This window comes from Pseudomonas sp. 7SR1, assembly GCF_900156465.1.
Classification (GTDB): Bacteria; Pseudomonadota; Gammaproteobacteria; order Pseudomonadales; family Pseudomonadaceae; genus Aquipseudomonas.
On record NZ_LT707064.1, the window covers coordinates 1573318 to 1588199 of the forward strand.

15 protein-coding genes are annotated in these 14882 nt (G+C 59.1%); 13 read left to right on the forward strand and 2 right to left on the reverse strand.

The genetic code is table 11. From position 1 onward, the window contains the following. Position 1 precedes the first annotated feature (1 nt). From atpB to glmS, 11 genes are all read left to right on the forward strand, one after another. Positions 2-871: a F0F1 ATP synthase subunit A gene (gene atpB / locus BW992_RS07135; RefSeq protein WP_072397495.1), complete on the forward strand. Its 870-nt coding sequence runs from the start codon at positions 2-4 to the stop codon at positions 869-871. Between the two features lie 134 nt (positions 872-1005). Further along, complete coding sequence (gene atpE / locus BW992_RS07140; RefSeq protein ID WP_003097235.1) at positions 1006-1263, forward strand: F0F1 ATP synthase subunit C; 258 nt, start codon at positions 1006-1008, stop codon at positions 1261-1263. A gap of 58 nt (positions 1264-1321) precedes the next feature. Beyond that, a complete protein-coding gene (locus BW992_RS07145; RefSeq protein ID WP_072397493.1) occupies positions 1322-1792 on the forward strand; it encodes a F0F1 ATP synthase subunit B in 471 nt (156 codons plus the stop codon). Between the two features lie 12 nt (positions 1793-1804). After that, positions 1805-2341 carry a F0F1 ATP synthase subunit delta gene (locus BW992_RS07150; RefSeq protein WP_072397491.1) on the forward strand — a complete coding sequence of 179 codons (537 nt, stop codon included), beginning with the start codon at positions 1805-1807 and terminating at the stop codon, positions 2339-2341. A gap of 21 nt (positions 2342-2362) precedes the next feature. Further along, complete coding sequence (atpA, locus tag BW992_RS07155) at positions 2363-3907, forward strand: F0F1 ATP synthase subunit alpha (protein WP_072397489.1); 1545 nt, start codon at positions 2363-2365, stop codon at positions 3905-3907. 50 nt (positions 3908-3957) lie between these two features. Then, complete coding sequence (gene atpG / locus BW992_RS07160) at positions 3958-4818, forward strand: F0F1 ATP synthase subunit gamma (RefSeq protein WP_072397487.1); 861 nt, start codon at positions 3958-3960, stop codon at positions 4816-4818. A gap of 27 nt (positions 4819-4845) precedes the next feature. Next, a complete protein-coding gene (gene atpD, locus BW992_RS07165; RefSeq protein ID WP_053149215.1) occupies positions 4846-6222 on the forward strand; it encodes a F0F1 ATP synthase subunit beta in 1377 nt (458 codons plus the stop codon). A 45-nt stretch (positions 6223-6267) separates the two neighbouring features. Next, positions 6268-6693: a F0F1 ATP synthase subunit epsilon gene (locus tag BW992_RS07170; RefSeq protein ID WP_072397485.1), complete on the forward strand. Its 426-nt coding sequence runs from the start codon at positions 6268-6270 to the stop codon at positions 6691-6693. A 114-nt stretch (positions 6694-6807) separates the two neighbouring features. Further along, positions 6808-8175: a bifunctional UDP-N-acetylglucosamine diphosphorylase/glucosamine-1-phosphate N-acetyltransferase GlmU gene (gene glmU / locus BW992_RS07175; protein ID WP_072397483.1), complete on the forward strand. Its 1368-nt coding sequence runs from the start codon at positions 6808-6810 to the stop codon at positions 8173-8175. Between the two features lie 201 nt (positions 8176-8376). Beyond that, complete coding sequence (locus tag BW992_RS07180; RefSeq protein WP_072397481.1) at positions 8377-9153, forward strand: DeoR/GlpR family DNA-binding transcription regulator; 777 nt, start codon at positions 8377-8379, stop codon at positions 9151-9153. Between the two features lies 1 nt (position 9154). Continuing rightward, positions 9155-10987, forward strand: a complete 1833-nt coding sequence (gene glmS / locus BW992_RS07185) for a glutamine--fructose-6-phosphate transaminase (isomerizing) (protein WP_076405874.1) — start codon at positions 9155-9157, stop codon at positions 10985-10987. An 85-nt stretch (positions 10988-11072) separates the two neighbouring features. Here glmS and BW992_RS07190 read toward each other — a convergent pair whose 3' ends face one another. Then, positions 11073-11498, reverse strand: coding sequence for a VOC family protein (locus BW992_RS07190; RefSeq protein WP_072397477.1), 426 nt, complete (start codon positions 11496-11498; stop codon positions 11073-11075). Positions 11499-11661: 163 nt separating this feature from the next. On the opposite strand from BW992_RS07190, the gene nudK reads away from it, so the two are divergent. After that, positions 11662-12258 carry a GDP-mannose pyrophosphatase NudK gene (nudK, locus tag BW992_RS07195; RefSeq protein ID WP_072397475.1) on the forward strand — a complete coding sequence of 199 codons (597 nt, stop codon included), beginning with the start codon at positions 11662-11664 and terminating at the stop codon, positions 12256-12258. A 24-nt stretch (positions 12259-12282) separates the two neighbouring features. Here the strand turns inward: nudK and ftrA are convergent, their stop codons facing one another. Further along, a complete protein-coding gene (gene ftrA, locus BW992_RS07200) occupies positions 12283-13278 on the reverse strand; it encodes a transcriptional regulator FtrA (protein ID WP_072397473.1) in 996 nt (331 codons plus the stop codon). Positions 13279-13606: 328 nt separating this feature from the next. Between ftrA and BW992_RS07205 the strand changes: the two genes are divergently transcribed. Continuing rightward, the gene (locus BW992_RS07205) at positions 13607-14833 is read left to right on the forward strand and encodes a cation:proton antiporter domain-containing protein (protein ID WP_072397471.1); all 1227 of its coding nucleotides are present in this window, start codon (positions 13607-13609) and stop codon (positions 14831-14833) included. Positions 14834-14882 lie beyond the last annotated feature (49 nt).

Sequence of the window (14882 nt, forward strand, 5' to 3'; positions counted from 1 at the left end):
CATGGCAGAGACAACCGCTTCGGGCTATATCCAGCACCACTTGCAGAACCTGACCTTCGGTCAGCTACCCAACGGCGGCTGGGGCTTTGCCCACACCGCAGCAGAAGCCAAGGAAATGGGCTTCTGGGCTTTCCACGTCGATACCCTCGGCTGGTCGGTCGCGCTGGGTCTGATCTTCGTCTTCCTCTTCCGCATGGCAGCGAAGAAGGCCACTTCGGGTCAGCCAGGTGCGTTGCAGAACTTCGTCGAAGTCCTGGTCGAGTTCGTCGATGGCAGCGTGAAAGACAGCTTCCATGGCCGTAGCCCGGTCATCGCGCCATTGGCATTGACCATCTTCGTCTGGGTGTTTCTGATGAACGCCATCGACCTCATCCCGGTCGACTGGATTCCTCAACTGGCCATCCTGATTTCCGGTGATTCGCATATCCCGTTCCGCGCCGTGTCGACCACCGACCCGAACGCGACCCTGGGCATGGCGTTCTCGGTCTTCGCACTGATCATTTTCTATAGCATCAAGGTCAAGGGTATCGGCGGCTTCATCGGCGAACTGACCCTGCATCCGTTCGGCAGCAAGAACATCCTCGTTCAAGCCCTGCTGATCCCGGTGAACTTCCTGCTGGAATTCGTGACCCTGATCGCCAAGCCGATCTCTCTGGCTCTGCGTCTGTTCGGCAACATGTATGCCGGCGAGCTGGTGTTCATCCTGATCGCCGTGATGTTCGGCAGCGGCCTGCTCTGGCTCAGCGGCCTGGGCGTTGCACTGCAGTGGGCGTGGGCTGTGTTCCACATCCTGATCATCACCCTGCAGGCGTTCATCTTCATGATGCTGACCATCGTCTACCTGTCGATGGCGCACGAAGAAAACCATTAAGGCCAGTCTCGACTAGTCTGATGTCCTTCCCGGTCAAACGGGAGGGGGCCGGAACAGGCCACGATGAAACGATTTGTTTTACCGCTTTAAATTAAAAAAACCTAAACCATACGACGTAAAAGTCGGGAGGAAAGATGGAAACTGTAGTTGGTCTAACCGCTATCGCTGTTGCACTGTTGATCGGCCTGGGCGCACTGGGTACCGCAATTGGTTTCGGCCTGTTGGGCGGCAAGTTCCTGGAAGGCGCTGCTCGTCAGCCAGAAATGGTTCCAATGCTGCAAGTCAAGATGTTCATCGTTGCCGGTCTGCTCGACGCCGTAACCATGATCGGTGTTGGTATCGCTCTGTTCTTCACCTTTGCGAACCCGTTCGTTGGTCAGATCGCTGGCTGATTACTCGGATTCTCCGAGTAGATTGGTGTGATGGACAACGTAACTGCGAGGTGTTGGCGTGAACATTAATGCGACCCTGATTGGCCAGTCCGTTGCGTTCCTGATTTTTGTATTGTTCTGCATGAAGTTCGTATGGCCTCCGGTCATCGCGGCTCTGCACGAACGTCAAAAGAAGATCGCAGATGGTCTGGACGCTGCCAGCCGTGCAGCTCGCGACCTGGAGTTGGCCCAAGAGAAAGTGGGTCAGCAACTGCGCGAAGCGAAAGCCCAGGCAGCTGAAATCATCGAGCAAGCCAAGAAACGCGGTACTCAGATTGTCGACGAAGCCCGTGAACAGGCTCGCGTCGAAGCTGAACGTGTGAAGGCCCAGGCTCAAGCCGAGATCGAACAGGAACTCAACAGTGTCAAAGACGCGCTGCGTGCCCAAGTGGGTAGCCTGGCCGTTGGCGGTGCTTCGAAGATCCTGGGTGCCACAATCGATCAAAACGCGCACGCAGAGCTGGTAAACAAACTGGCTGCTGAAATCTAAGCGAGGGCGATCATGGCAGAACTGACCACGTTGGCCCGACCTTACGCTAAGGCGGCCTTCGAGCACGCTCAGGCCCACCAGCAACTGGCCAATTGGTCAGCCATGCTCGGCCTGGCGGCAGCGGTGTCGAAAGATGACACCATGCAGCGCGTGCTCAAGGCCCCGCGACTGACGAGCGCAGAAAAGGCCGCCACGTTCATTGACGTGTGCGGCGACAAGTTCGATGCCAAGGCACAGAATTTCATTCACGTCGTTGCCGAAAACGACCGTCTCCCGCTTCTGCCGGAGATCGCCGCCCTGTTCGACCTGTACAAGGCCGAGCAGGAGAAGTCGGTAGACGTGGAAGTGACCAGTGCTTTTGCATTGAACCAAGAACAGCAAGACAAACTCGCCAAGGTTCTCAGTGCACGACTCAACCGGGAAGTGCGTCTGGACGTTACGGAAGACCCTGCCTTGATTGGTGGTGTCGTTATCCGCGCCGGTGACCTGGTTATCGATGGCTCGATTCGCGGCAAACTCGCGAAACTTGCCGAAGCATTGAAATCTTGAGTTTGAAGGGGCAGCAGAGCAATGCAGCAACTCAATCCTTCCGAAATAAGTGAAATTATCAAGGGCCGCATCGAAAAGCTCGATGTGACCTCCCAAGCCCGTAACGAAGGCACTGTCGTCAGCGTATCTGACGGCATCGTGCGGATTCACGGTCTGGCCGACGTCATGTACGGCGAGATGATCGAGTTTCCGGGCGGCGTCTACGGTATGGCCCTCAACCTGGAGCAAGACTCCGTAGGTGCCGTTGTACTGGGTGCCTACACGACTCTGGCTGAAGGCATGAGCGCCAAGTGCACCGGCCGCATCCTTGAAGTTCCGGTAGGTAAGGAACTGCTGGGTCGCGTCGTCGATGCGCTGGGTAACCCTGTTGACGGCAAAGGTCCGCTGAACAACACCGAGACCGATGCGGTCGAGAAAGTTGCTCCAGGCGTGATCTGGCGTAAGTCGGTAGACCAGCCTGTACAGACTGGCTACAAGGCAGTCGATGCCATGATCCCTGTCGGCCGTGGCCAGCGTGAGCTGATCATCGGTGACCGTCAGATCGGTAAGACCGCTCTGGCGATCGACGCGATCATCAACCAGAAGAACAGCGGTATCTATTGCGTATACGTGGCAATCGGTCAGAAGCAATCGACCATCGCCAACGTGGTTCGCAAGCTGGAAGAGAACGGTGCACTGGCTAACACCATCATCGTTGCCGCCAGCGCCTCCGAATCGGCCGCACTGCAATTCCTGGCACCATACTCCGGCTGCACCATGGGCGAGTTCTTCCGCGATCGCGGTGAAGACGCGCTGATCGTCTATGACGATCTGTCTAAGCAAGCAGTGGCCTACCGCCAGATTTCCCTGCTGCTGCGCCGTCCGCCAGGACGTGAAGCCTACCCAGGTGACGTGTTCTATCTCCACTCCCGTCTGCTGGAGCGCGCATCCCGCGTTTCGGAAGAGTACGTAGAGAAGTTCACCAATGGCGCCGTCACCGGCAAGACCGGCTCCCTGACCGCCTTGCCGATCATCGAAACCCAGGCTGGCGACGTTTCCGCGTTCGTTCCGACCAACGTGATCTCCATCACCGACGGTCAGATCTTCCTGGAATCGGCCATGTTCAACTCGGGCATCCGTCCTGCTGTGAACGCCGGTGTTTCGGTATCCCGTGTGGGTGGTGCCGCTCAGACCAAGATCATCAAGAAGCTGTCCGGTGGTATCCGTACCGCCCTGGCCCAGTACCGTGAACTGGCGGCATTCGCCCAGTTCGCTTCTGACCTGGACGAAGCGACCCGTAAGCAACTTGAGCATGGTCAGCGCGTTACCGAGCTGATGAAGCAGAAGCAATACGCACCTATGTCGATCGCTGACATGGCGCTGTCGCTGTATGCCGCTGAGCGTGGGTTCCTGACTGACATTGAAATCGCCAAGATCGGCAGCTTCGAACAAGCGCTGATTGCTTTCTTCAACCGCGATCACGCCGATTTGATGGCCAAGATCAACGTGAAGGGTGACTTCAATGACGAAATCGACGCTGGCCTCAAAGCCGGTATCGAGAAGTTCAAGGCCACCCAAACCTGGTAAGCCGCAGCGGGAGCCGCAAGGCTCCCGCTTGCTAACCTGATAGGTGTTACATGGCAGGCGCAAAAGAGATTCGCAGTAAGATTGCGAGCATCAAAAGCACGCAAAAAATTACCAGCGCCATGGAAAAAGTGGCGGTCAGCAAAATGCGCAAGGCACAAATGCGCATGGCTGCTAGCCGTCCTTATGCGGAGCGCATCCGCCAGGTGATTGGTCATCTGGCCAACGCCAACCCGGAATATCGCCACCCGTTCATGATCGAGCGCGCCATCAAGCGCGTTGGTTACGTTGTGGTGAGCAGTGACCGTGGTCTGTGCGGTGGCTTGAACACCAACCTGTTCAAGGCCCTGGTCAAGGACATGGCGGTAAACCGCGAACAAGGCGTCGAGATCGATCTGTGCGTGGTCGGTAGCAAGGGTGCGGCTTTCTTCCGCAACTTCGGCGGTAACGTCGTCGCCGCTATCAGCCACCTGGGTGAAGAGCCGTCGATCAATGACTTGATCGGCAGCGTCAAGGTGATGCTGGATGCTTATCTGGAAGGCCGGATCGACCGCCTGTCCGTGGTATCCAACAAGTTCATCAACACCATGACGCAACAGCCAACCGTGGAGCAGTTGATTCCACTGGTGGCGACCCCGGAACAGGAACTCAAGCACCACTGGGACTATCTCTACGAACCCGATGCCAAGGAGCTGCTTGACGGCTTGATGGTCCGCTACGTGGAGTCGCAGGTGTACCAGGCGGTGGTCGAGAACAACGCAGCCGAACAGGCCGCGCGGATGATCGCGATGAAGAACGCTACTGACAACGCCGGTGATCTGATCAGCGATTTGCAGCTGATCTACAACAAGGCGCGTCAGGCTGCGATCACCCAAGAGATCTCGGAAATCGTCGGCGGCGCTGCCGCGGTTTAACGGTTCAAATATTCAGAGGATCCAGCTATGAGTAGCGGACGTATCGTTCAAATCATCGGCGCCGTTATCGACGTGGAATTTCCACGCGACAGCGTACCGAGCATCTACGACGCCTTGAAGGTTCAAGGCGCCGAAACCACCCTGGAAGTTCAGCAGCAGCTGGGCGACGGCGTGGTTCGTACCATTGCGATGGGCTCCACCGAGGGCTTGAAGCGCGGTCTGGACGTCAACAACACTGGCGCAGCCATCTCCGTACCGGTCGGTAAAGCGACCCTGGGCCGGATCATGGACGTACTGGGCAACCCGATCGACGAAGCTGGTCCGATCGGCGAAGAAGAGCGTTGGGGCATTCACCGTCCTGCGCCGTCCTTCGCTGAACAGGCTGGCGGCAACGACCTCCTGGAAACCGGCATCAAGGTTATCGACCTGGTCTGCCCGTTCGCCAAGGGCGGTAAAGTCGGTCTGTTCGGTGGTGCCGGTGTAGGCAAGACCGTGAACATGATGGAACTGATCCGTAACATCGCCATCGAGCACAGCGGTTATTCCGTGTTCGCCGGTGTGGGTGAGCGTACTCGTGAGGGTAACGACTTCTACCACGAGATGAAGGATTCCAACGTTCTGGACAAAGTGGCACTGGTCTACGGCCAGATGAACGAGCCGCCGGGAAACCGTCTGCGCGTAGCCCTGACCGGCCTGACCATGGCCGAGAAGTTCCGTGACGAAGGTAACGACGTTCTGCTGTTCGTCGACAACATCTACCGTTACACCCTGGCCGGTACCGAAGTATCCGCACTGCTGGGCCGTATGCCTTCGGCAGTAGGCTACCAGCCGACCCTGGCTGAAGAGATGGGCGTGCTGCAAGAGCGCATCACTTCGACCAAGCAAGGTTCGATTACTTCGATCCAGGCCGTATACGTTCCTGCGGACGACTTGACCGACCCGTCGCCGGCGACCACCTTCGCCCACCTCGACGCCACCGTCGTACTGTCTCGTGACATCGCTTCCCTGGGTATCTACCCAGCGGTAGACCCACTGGACTCGACTTCGCGTCAGCTGGACCCGAACGTGATCGGCAACGAGCACTACGAAACCGCTCGCGGCGTTCAATACGTACTGCAGCGCTACAAAGAGCTGAAGGACATCATTGCGATCCTGGGTATGGACGAGCTGTCGGAAACCGACAAGCAGTTGGTTGCCCGTGCTCGTAAGATCCAGCGCTTCTTGTCGCAGCCGTTCTTCGTGGCTGAAGTCTTCACCGGTGCTTCGGGTAAATACGTTTCCCTGAAAGACACCATTGCTGGCTTCAAAGGCATCCTCAACGGTGACTACGACCACCTGCCAGAACAAGCGTTCTACATGGTCGGCGGCATCGAAGAAGCGATCGAGAAAGCCAAGAAACTGTAATCCCGGCGCCCGGCAACGGGCGCTAATTTAGGTTGAGGCAATCAGATGGCTATGACAGTCCATTGCGATATCGTCAGTGCGGAAGGAGAAATTTTCTCCGGTCTGGTCGAGATGGTGGTTGCGCATGGTGAGCTGGGGGATCTTGGTATCGCCCTGGGTCACGCACCGCTGATCACGAATCTGAAACCAGGTCCGATCCGCTTGATCAAGCAGGGCGGGGAAGTCGAGGTGTATTACATCTCCGGTGGTTTCCTCGAGGTTCAGCCGAACATGGTCAAGGTCCTTGCCGACACCGTGCAACGTGCTGCCGACCTGGACGAAGCCTCCGCTCAGGAAGCCGTCAAGGCTGCCGAAAAGGCGCTGAGCGAAAAAGGCGCAGACTTCGACTACGGTTCTGCTGCTGCACGTCTGGCCGAGGCTGCAGCCCAGCTGCGCACCGTCCAGCAGATCCGCAAGAAGTTCGGCGGTTAAGCCGTCAGCTTTCTGTGCGATTGATTAAAAAGGGTAGCCTCGGCTACCCTTTTTTCTTTTCTGACACTCATTATCTGGTCGCAGCCGCTGACCACCCAGGATTGGTAGCCAGTCATGTCTCTCGAAATCGTTATCCTCGCGGCCGGTCAAGGCACTCGCATGCGTTCGGCGCTGCCCAAGGTCCTGCACCCGGTTGCCGGTAATTCCATGCTTGGCCACGTTATCCACAGCGCCCGCCAACTCGATCCACAGCGAATCCATGTGGTGATCGGCCACGGTGCCGATGCGGTTCGCGAACGCCTGGCGGCTGATGACCTGAATTTTGTCCTGCAGGACAGGCAACTGGGTACCGGCCACGCGGTGGCCCAGGCCGTGCCGTTCATCAGCGCCGATACCGTACTGATTCTCTACGGCGACGTGCCGTTGATCGAAGTCGATACCTTGCAGCGCCTGCTCGAGCATGTCACCCCGGACCAACTGGGTCTGCTGACCGTCGAGCTGGACGACCCGACCGGTTATGGCCGCATCGTGCGCAATGCCGCTGGCCAGGTTACGGCTATCGTCGAACAGAAAGACGCCAATGAAGCCCAGCGGGCTATCACCGAGGGCAACACCGGGATCCTGGCCGTACCGGCCAAGCGCCTGGATGGCTGGCTGAGTCGCCTGTCGAACGATAACGCACAAGGTGAGTACTACCTGACCGATGTGATTGCCATGGCTGTCGCTGACGGCCTGGTGGTGGCCACCGAACAACCCCTGGACGCCATGGAAGTGCAGGGGGCCAACGATCGCCGGCAGTTGGCCGAGCTGGAGCGCCACTACCAATTGCGCGCGGCCCGTCGCCTGATGGCCCAAGGCGTGACCCTGCGTGATCCCGCCCGTTTCGATGTACGTGGAGAGGTCAGCGTGGGCCGCGATGTGGTCATCGACATCAATGTCATCCTCGAAGGCAAGGTTGTCATCGAAGACGACGTGGTCATCGGCCCGAACTGTGTCATCAAGGACAGTACCTTGCGCAAAGGCGCGGTGATCAAGGCCAACAGCCACCTTGAAGGCGCGGTGATGGGAGAAGGCAGCGACGCCGGCCCGTTTGCCCGCCTGCGCCCTGGCAGCGTGCTGGAAGCCCGCGCCCATGTGGGTAACTTCGTCGAGCTGAAGAATGCTCATCTGGGGGAAGGCGCCAAGGCCGGGCACCTGACCTATCTGGGAGACGCGGAGGTTGGCGCTCGCACCAACATTGGGGCCGGCACCATCACCTGCAACTACGACGGGGCCAACAAATGGAAAACCGTGTTGGGCGAGGATGTGTTCATTGGCTCGAACAATTCCTTGGTAGCGCCTGTGGATATCTCCAGTGGTGCGACCACCGCAGCCGGTTCCACCATCACCCAGAATGTGGATAACGCCCAATTGGCGGTGGGACGGGCTCGTCAACGTAACATCGATGGCTGGAGACGACCGGAAAAGATCAGGAAGCCCTGAAAGTTATCCACAGTCCCATTTGAAAGCGGGCTTGCCTGCGAAATGGTGTGTCATTTCACTGCTCCAGTGTCTGACATGCCCCTTCGCGAGCGAGCCCGTTTCTGCATCGAATTTCTGAATTTTTCTTCCTCCGCCTTGACGGAAACTCCGCAATGGGTTTTGATTAGTTACGTTATCTTTCAAATCGAAACTTAGGCCGTCATGTCCAAGCGCAACACACCACAACGTCGCCACAACATCCTGGCGCTGCTTCAAGAGCAGGGCGAGGTGAGTGTGGATGAGTTGGCCAAACGCTTCGAAACCTCAGAAGTTACGATTCGCAAGGATCTGGCCGCCCTGGAGACCAATGGCCTGCTGCTGCGCCGTTACGGTGGTGCTGTACCAATGCCGCAGGAGCTGGTGGCGGAAAACGGTCAAACCGTTTCCAAATACAAACAGGCCATTGCCCGGGCCGCCGTGAAGCGGATCCGCGAACACGCGCGGATCATCATCGACAGTGGCAGCACCACCGCCGCCATGATCCCTGAACTCGGCTTGCAGCCTGGGTTGGTGGTGATGACCAATTCCCTGCACGTCGCCAATGCCTTGAGCGAACTGGAACACGAACCGGTGCTACTGATGACCGGTGGCACCTGGGACCCTCATTCCGAATCGTTCCAGGGCCAGGTTGCCGAGCAAGTTTTGCGTTCCTATGACTTCGACCAGCTGTTCATCGGTGCCGACGGCATCGATCTGGTTCGCGGTACGACCACCTTCAACGAACTGCTGGGCCTGAGCCGCGTGATGGCTGAGGTCGCTCGCGAAGTGATCGTGATGGTGGAGGCCGACAAGATCGGTCGAAAGATCCCCAACCTGGAACTGCCGTGGAGCAGCGTCCATACCCTCATTACCGATGATCGCCTGCCCGTGGAGGCACGCGATCAGATTCAGGCCCGCGGCATCCATGTGATCTGCGCGTCTGTCAGCCAGGAGAAATAACATGTGTGGAATCGTCGGTGCCGTCGCTGAACGCAACATCACGGCCATCCTGCTCGAAGGCCTCAAGCGCCTGGAATACCGCGGCTATGACAGCGCCGGCGTGGCGGTTTTCACCAACGATGAACAATTGATGCGCATGCGTCGTCCGGGCAAGGTCAGCGAGCTGGAGCAAGCGCTGGACGCCGAGCCACTGATCGGTCGCCTGGGCATCGCCCACACCCGCTGGGCCACTCACGGAGCGCCTTGCGAGCGTAATGCCCACCCGCATTTCTCCGGTGATCTGGCGGTGGTGCACAACGGCATCATCGAAAACCACGAAGCCCTGCGCGAACAGCTCAAGGCCCAGGGCTATGTCTTCACGTCGGACACCGATACCGAAGTCATCGCTCACCTGCTCAACCACAAGCTCAAGGAACTGGCTGACCTGACCGTGGCGCTCAAGGCGACTGTCAAGGAACTGCACGGTGCCTATGGCCTGGCGGTGATCAGCGCCAGTCAGCCAGATCGCGTGGTGGCGGCCCGCAGCGGCAGCCCGCTGGTGATCGGCCTGGGCCTGGGGGAAAACTTCCTGGCGTCCGATCAGTTGGCGCTGCGTCAGGTCACCGACCGTTTCATGTACCTGGAAGAGGGTGACATCGCCGACATCCGCCGGGACAGCGTGCAGATCTGGGACCTCGATGGCAAAGCCGTCGAGCGCGAGACCGTCCAGTACCGTGACGGCGCCGAGGCCGCCGACAAGGGCGAGTTCCGCCATTTCATGCTCAAGGAAATCCACGAGCAACCGGCCGTGGTGCAACGCACACTCGAAGGCCGCATGAGCCAGAACCAGGTGCTGGTCCAGGCGTTCGGTCCACAAGCGGCCGAGTTGTTCGCCAGGGTTCGCAATGTGCAGATCGTCGCCTGCGGCACCAGTTATCACGCCGGCATGGTTGCCCGTTACTGGCTGGAAGAGCTGGCGGGTATTCCGTGCCAGGTCGAAGTGGCCAGCGAATTCCGCTATCGCAAGGTGGTGGTACAGCCGGACACCTTGTTCGTCACCATTTCCCAGTCCGGCGAAACCGCCGATACCCTGGCGGCGCTGCGCAACGCCAAGGAACTGGGTTTCCTCGCCAGCCTGGCGATCTGCAACGTCGGCATCAGTTCACTGGTGCGTGAGTCCGACCTGACCCTGCTGACCCAGGCCGGCCGGGAAATCGGCGTGGCGTCCACCAAGGCGTTCACCACCCAACTGGTGGGCTTGCTGTTGCTGACCCTGTCCCTGGGCCAGGTACGTGGCACGCTGGCGGCGGGCGTCGAGGCAAGGCTGGTGCAAGAGTTGCGTCGTCTTCCGGCTCGCCTGGGCGAGGCGCTGGCGATGGACAGCACCGTGGAAAAAATCGCCGAGCTGTTCGCCGAGAAGAACCACACCCTGTTCCTCGGGCGTGGTGCGCAGTTTCCTGTGGCGATGGAAGGAGCGCTCAAGCTCAAGGAGATTTCCTATATCCACGCCGAGGCCTATCCGGCCGGCGAGCTCAAGCATGGTCCGCTGGCGCTGGTGGACAACGACATGCCGGTGGTCACCGTGGCACCGAACAATGAACTGCTGGAAAAGCTCAAGTCAAACCTGCAGGAAGTGCGTGCCCGTGGGGGCCAGTTGATCGTCTTCGCCGACGAAAAGGCCGGGATGAGCAATGGCGAAGGCACCCACGTGGTGCATATGCCGCACATCCACGACATCCTGTCGCCGATCCTCTACACCATCCCGCTGCAGTTGCTGTCGTACTACGTCGCGGTGCTCAAGGGCACCGACGTGGACCAGCCGCGCAACCTGGCGAAGTCTGTGACGGTGGAGTGAGTGGGTTGCGCCGGGTGGCTGTACACACACGCTTAAGCCGCCCTGCCGTTAACGTGCTTACGCAAACGGATCTATCCGGCGCACCTCATCCCCGAGGGCCTGAAACAGGAGGCCCTTTCAGCTCCACCTTGTTGCCATCCGGATCATGGCAATAGATGGACGGACCGTTGCCTTCAGCCCCGTAACGCGTGGCGGCTTTCTCCGCCGGTACGCCTACCGACGCCAGGTACTGAAGGATATCTTCCTCGACGAACGGTTCGATGCGCAGGCAGACGTGGTCCACGTTCGAATGCTGATGATCGGCGAATCCGCCGCCTTCCCGGCCGAGGGGACCGTTCAGGTCCACCAGGTCGATCAGCGAAGAACCTGCGGCGAGGTGAATCATGCCCAGGTCATCGCGACGCTTCTGGATGGGGCATCCGAGTTTTTCCGTATAGAACTCCAGGCTGCGGTCCATGTCGAGAATACGCAGTACGACATGGTCGATATGACTGACTTTGAAGGGAGTCATTTTCCTATCTCCAGGGGGCGGGGTCTTCTCCAGTTGCCTGGGCCGGTGAGGCATGGACAAGACTATCAGGAAGTCGTCCGGCACGATTTGTTGTCTGTTCAAGTCGACAGGCTGGCAGGTGCGCTATCGTGCCTTTGGTTTTTCATCCTGATGGAGCGGCTCAATGACACAGGCAAGCAATACCCGGGATCGTGTCCGTATCAAGCAGGTCGAGGTCCTCTCGGACAATTGGTATGTGCTGCGCAAGACTACCTATGACTACCTCGGCCGCAATGGCCAGTGGCGCGAGCTGACGCGCGAGACGTATGACCGCGGCAATGGCGCCACTATCCTCCTGTATAGCAAGGCCAAGCAGACCGTGGTGCTGACCCGGCAGTTTCGCTTCCCCGCTTTCGTCAACGGGCACGATGGCCTGTTGATCGAGACCTGCGCCGGCCTGCTGGACAATGACGATCCGCACACCTGCATCCGCAAGGAAACCCAGGAGGAAACCGGTTACGTCGTCCAGCATGTGCGCAAGGTGTTCGACGCATTCATGAGCCCGGGGTCGGTGACCGAACGGGTGCATTTTTTCGTCGGCGAATATTTCGACGAAGACAAGCAACACGAGGGCGGTGGGCTTGAGGCCGAGGGCGAGGAGATCGAAGTGCTGGAACTCCCGCTCGATCAGGCCCTCGGCATGATCGAGACCGGAGAAATCTGCGACGGCAAGACCATCATGCTGCTGCAGTACGCCAAATTGCATCGGCTGTTGGATTAGATCCGGCAGAGCGCCTGTATGGCTTCAATAGTTGGCCACCCAGGCCGCCTGAGTGCTGACCTCGCCGCCGCCGAACCTTTCCCGATAGGCCGACGGCGGCAAACCGACAGCGTTCCTGAACGCCGCCCGGAAACTTTCCACCGACCGATAGCCACAGGCCTGGGCGATACCGGCTGTGCTCTGGTCGGTGGTTTCCAGCAGTTCCCTGGCACGGTTGAGTCGTTCCTGTTGCAGCCAGGCCTTGGGTGAAAGGCCCGTGGTTTCAATGAAGCGACGCAGGAAGGTGCGCTCGCTCATGGCAACGCGGGCCGCCATCTCGCACACGCTCAGGGGCTTATCCAGGTTTTCGCGGATCCACTGCAGCACGCGACTCAGCTCGTTGCGAGGCGACTTGCATACGGGCGCGACGATGAATTGCGACTGGCCCCCCGTTCTCTGCGGGGCCATGACCAGGCGGCGAGCCACGGAGTTGGCGATATGGGTGCCGAAATCCCGGGCGATCAGGTGCAGGCAGGCATCGATGCCCGCTGCGCTGCCGGCGGAGGTGATGATTTGCCCGGAGTCGACATACAGCACGTTCGGGTCCACCTTGATGAGCGGGAAGCGTTCGGCCAGTTCGCGGGAAAATTGCCAATGGGTCGTCACCGTCTCGCCGTCGAGCAATCCGGTAGCGGCAAGCACGAACACCCCCGAGCAGATCGACAGCAGGCGGGCGCCCCGGGCATGGGCCCTCCTGATGGCTTGCAGCAAGGCTTCTGGGGGCGGATCACGACGATTGCGCCAGCCGGGGACGACGATGGTCTGTGCCGTTTCAAGCTCTTCCAGCCCCGCATCGACGGAGATCTGCAGGCCGCCCAAGGCATGCATCGGCCCCGGATCGACTGCGACGATCCGATGGCTGTACCAGGGGACATCCAGCTCTGGACGAGGCAGGCCGAATATTTCCAGGGCGATACCGAATTCGAAGACGCACAGGCCTTCATAAACAAGGATGGCCACGGTTCCGGGTTGAGCGTGCATTTGGCGTAAAATCACCGTTTATTGTCGTCTGCTGCACTGTAGCGGACTGGCCCATGTCCCTACAATCGCTGACAGGCAATCAGGAAAAAACAAGACGGTTGCACCTTACAAAGGTGACAGTCGCATGACCGGTGTCCACCCCAACACACCGGTAGGGATTGTCACCTTCCAGAATTATTCCTGCTTTATACAAAAAATCGATTGAACGAATGGTTGATGCGCGCGCGCCCCATTGAGGTTTCTCAAGGATGTTGTCTGGCTGGCGATGGCGTTGCGGAAGTTTGACGGTTGTATCCGGATTAACCTGGACGTTGTGAAGGAATGGACTATGTTGCTGATCCAGATACTGTTTGTGATGTTGTCGGCAAAGCTTCTGGGCGCGGTATTCAATCGCTTGGGGCAACCTCAAGTGGTTGGGGAGATGATTGCCGGTTTCGTATTGGGGCCCGTCGTACTGGGGCAGTTGTTTCCGGTATTCCATCAACAACTATTCGATAGTCAGGCCATTACCCAACTGAAGGTACTGAGTGAACTGGGCATTCTATTGTTCATGTTCGTCATCGGTGCCGAGTTCCGTTTCCCATTGACCCAGAGCCGGACTGGTTTAAAGGCGATCATCATCGGTTGCTTCAGCATTGTCATTCCCTTCTCCCTGGGCGCCGCGATTGCCCCCTGGCTATTCGAGCATTTCGCCACGCCCCAGGTCTCCAGGCTGAGCTTCGTCCTTTTCATCGGCACGGTGTTCTCGGTCACTGCCTTTCCGGTGCTGGCGCGGATCCTCAAGGAGCGCGGGATGCTCGGCACGCAAACCGGAGCGATTGCCTTGTTGGCCGCCGCCATGAGCGATGTGGTGGCCTGGATGCTGATTGCCGCCGTGGCGATGGTGAACGGCCAGGACAGTAACTGGATGGCGCTGGCAGCCCGTGGCGCCTGTCTGTTGCTGCTGGTGGCGTTCTCTTTCCTGGTGCTCAAGCCACTGCTGGCCCGCTGGCTCGCCGCCGAAGGACGTCTCGCACAGCCCATGGTGCTGGTGGCGTTGCTGGCCGGTGTGCTGATCTACGGCAGCCTGACCCATGCACTTCAGGTGCACGCGGTGTTCGGCGCCTTCCTGTTCGGGCTATGCCTGCCACGGGAGCAGCGGTTGCTGGACATGATCATCGAACGTCTGGAGCACGTCTCGCTGATCATCCTGATGCCTTGTTTCTTCACGCTCGCGGGATTGAGCACCACCGCTTCGGCGTTCTCCGGCCTGGGCCTCCTGGGATTGCTGGTAATCCTCCTGGTGGCAGTGGTCGGCAAGGTCGCCGGCAGTGGGCTGGGCGCTCGGCTGGTGGGGTGCTCCTGGTCGACATCGTTGACCGTCGGCGCCCTGATGAACACCCGCGGGCTGATGGAACTGGTGGTGCTCAAGATCGGACTGGACATGGGCATCATCGGGAACGGGCTGTTCACGGCCCTGGTGATCATGACCATCATCACGACGCTGATGACCGGTCCGCTGATGAGTCTGCAAAACAGGAAAGTGTTTTCTTCGTGGGCCCTGAGCAAACCGTGATGCACGGTGCCCACATGGATTTGTACAACCGACCGATAACAATGGAATG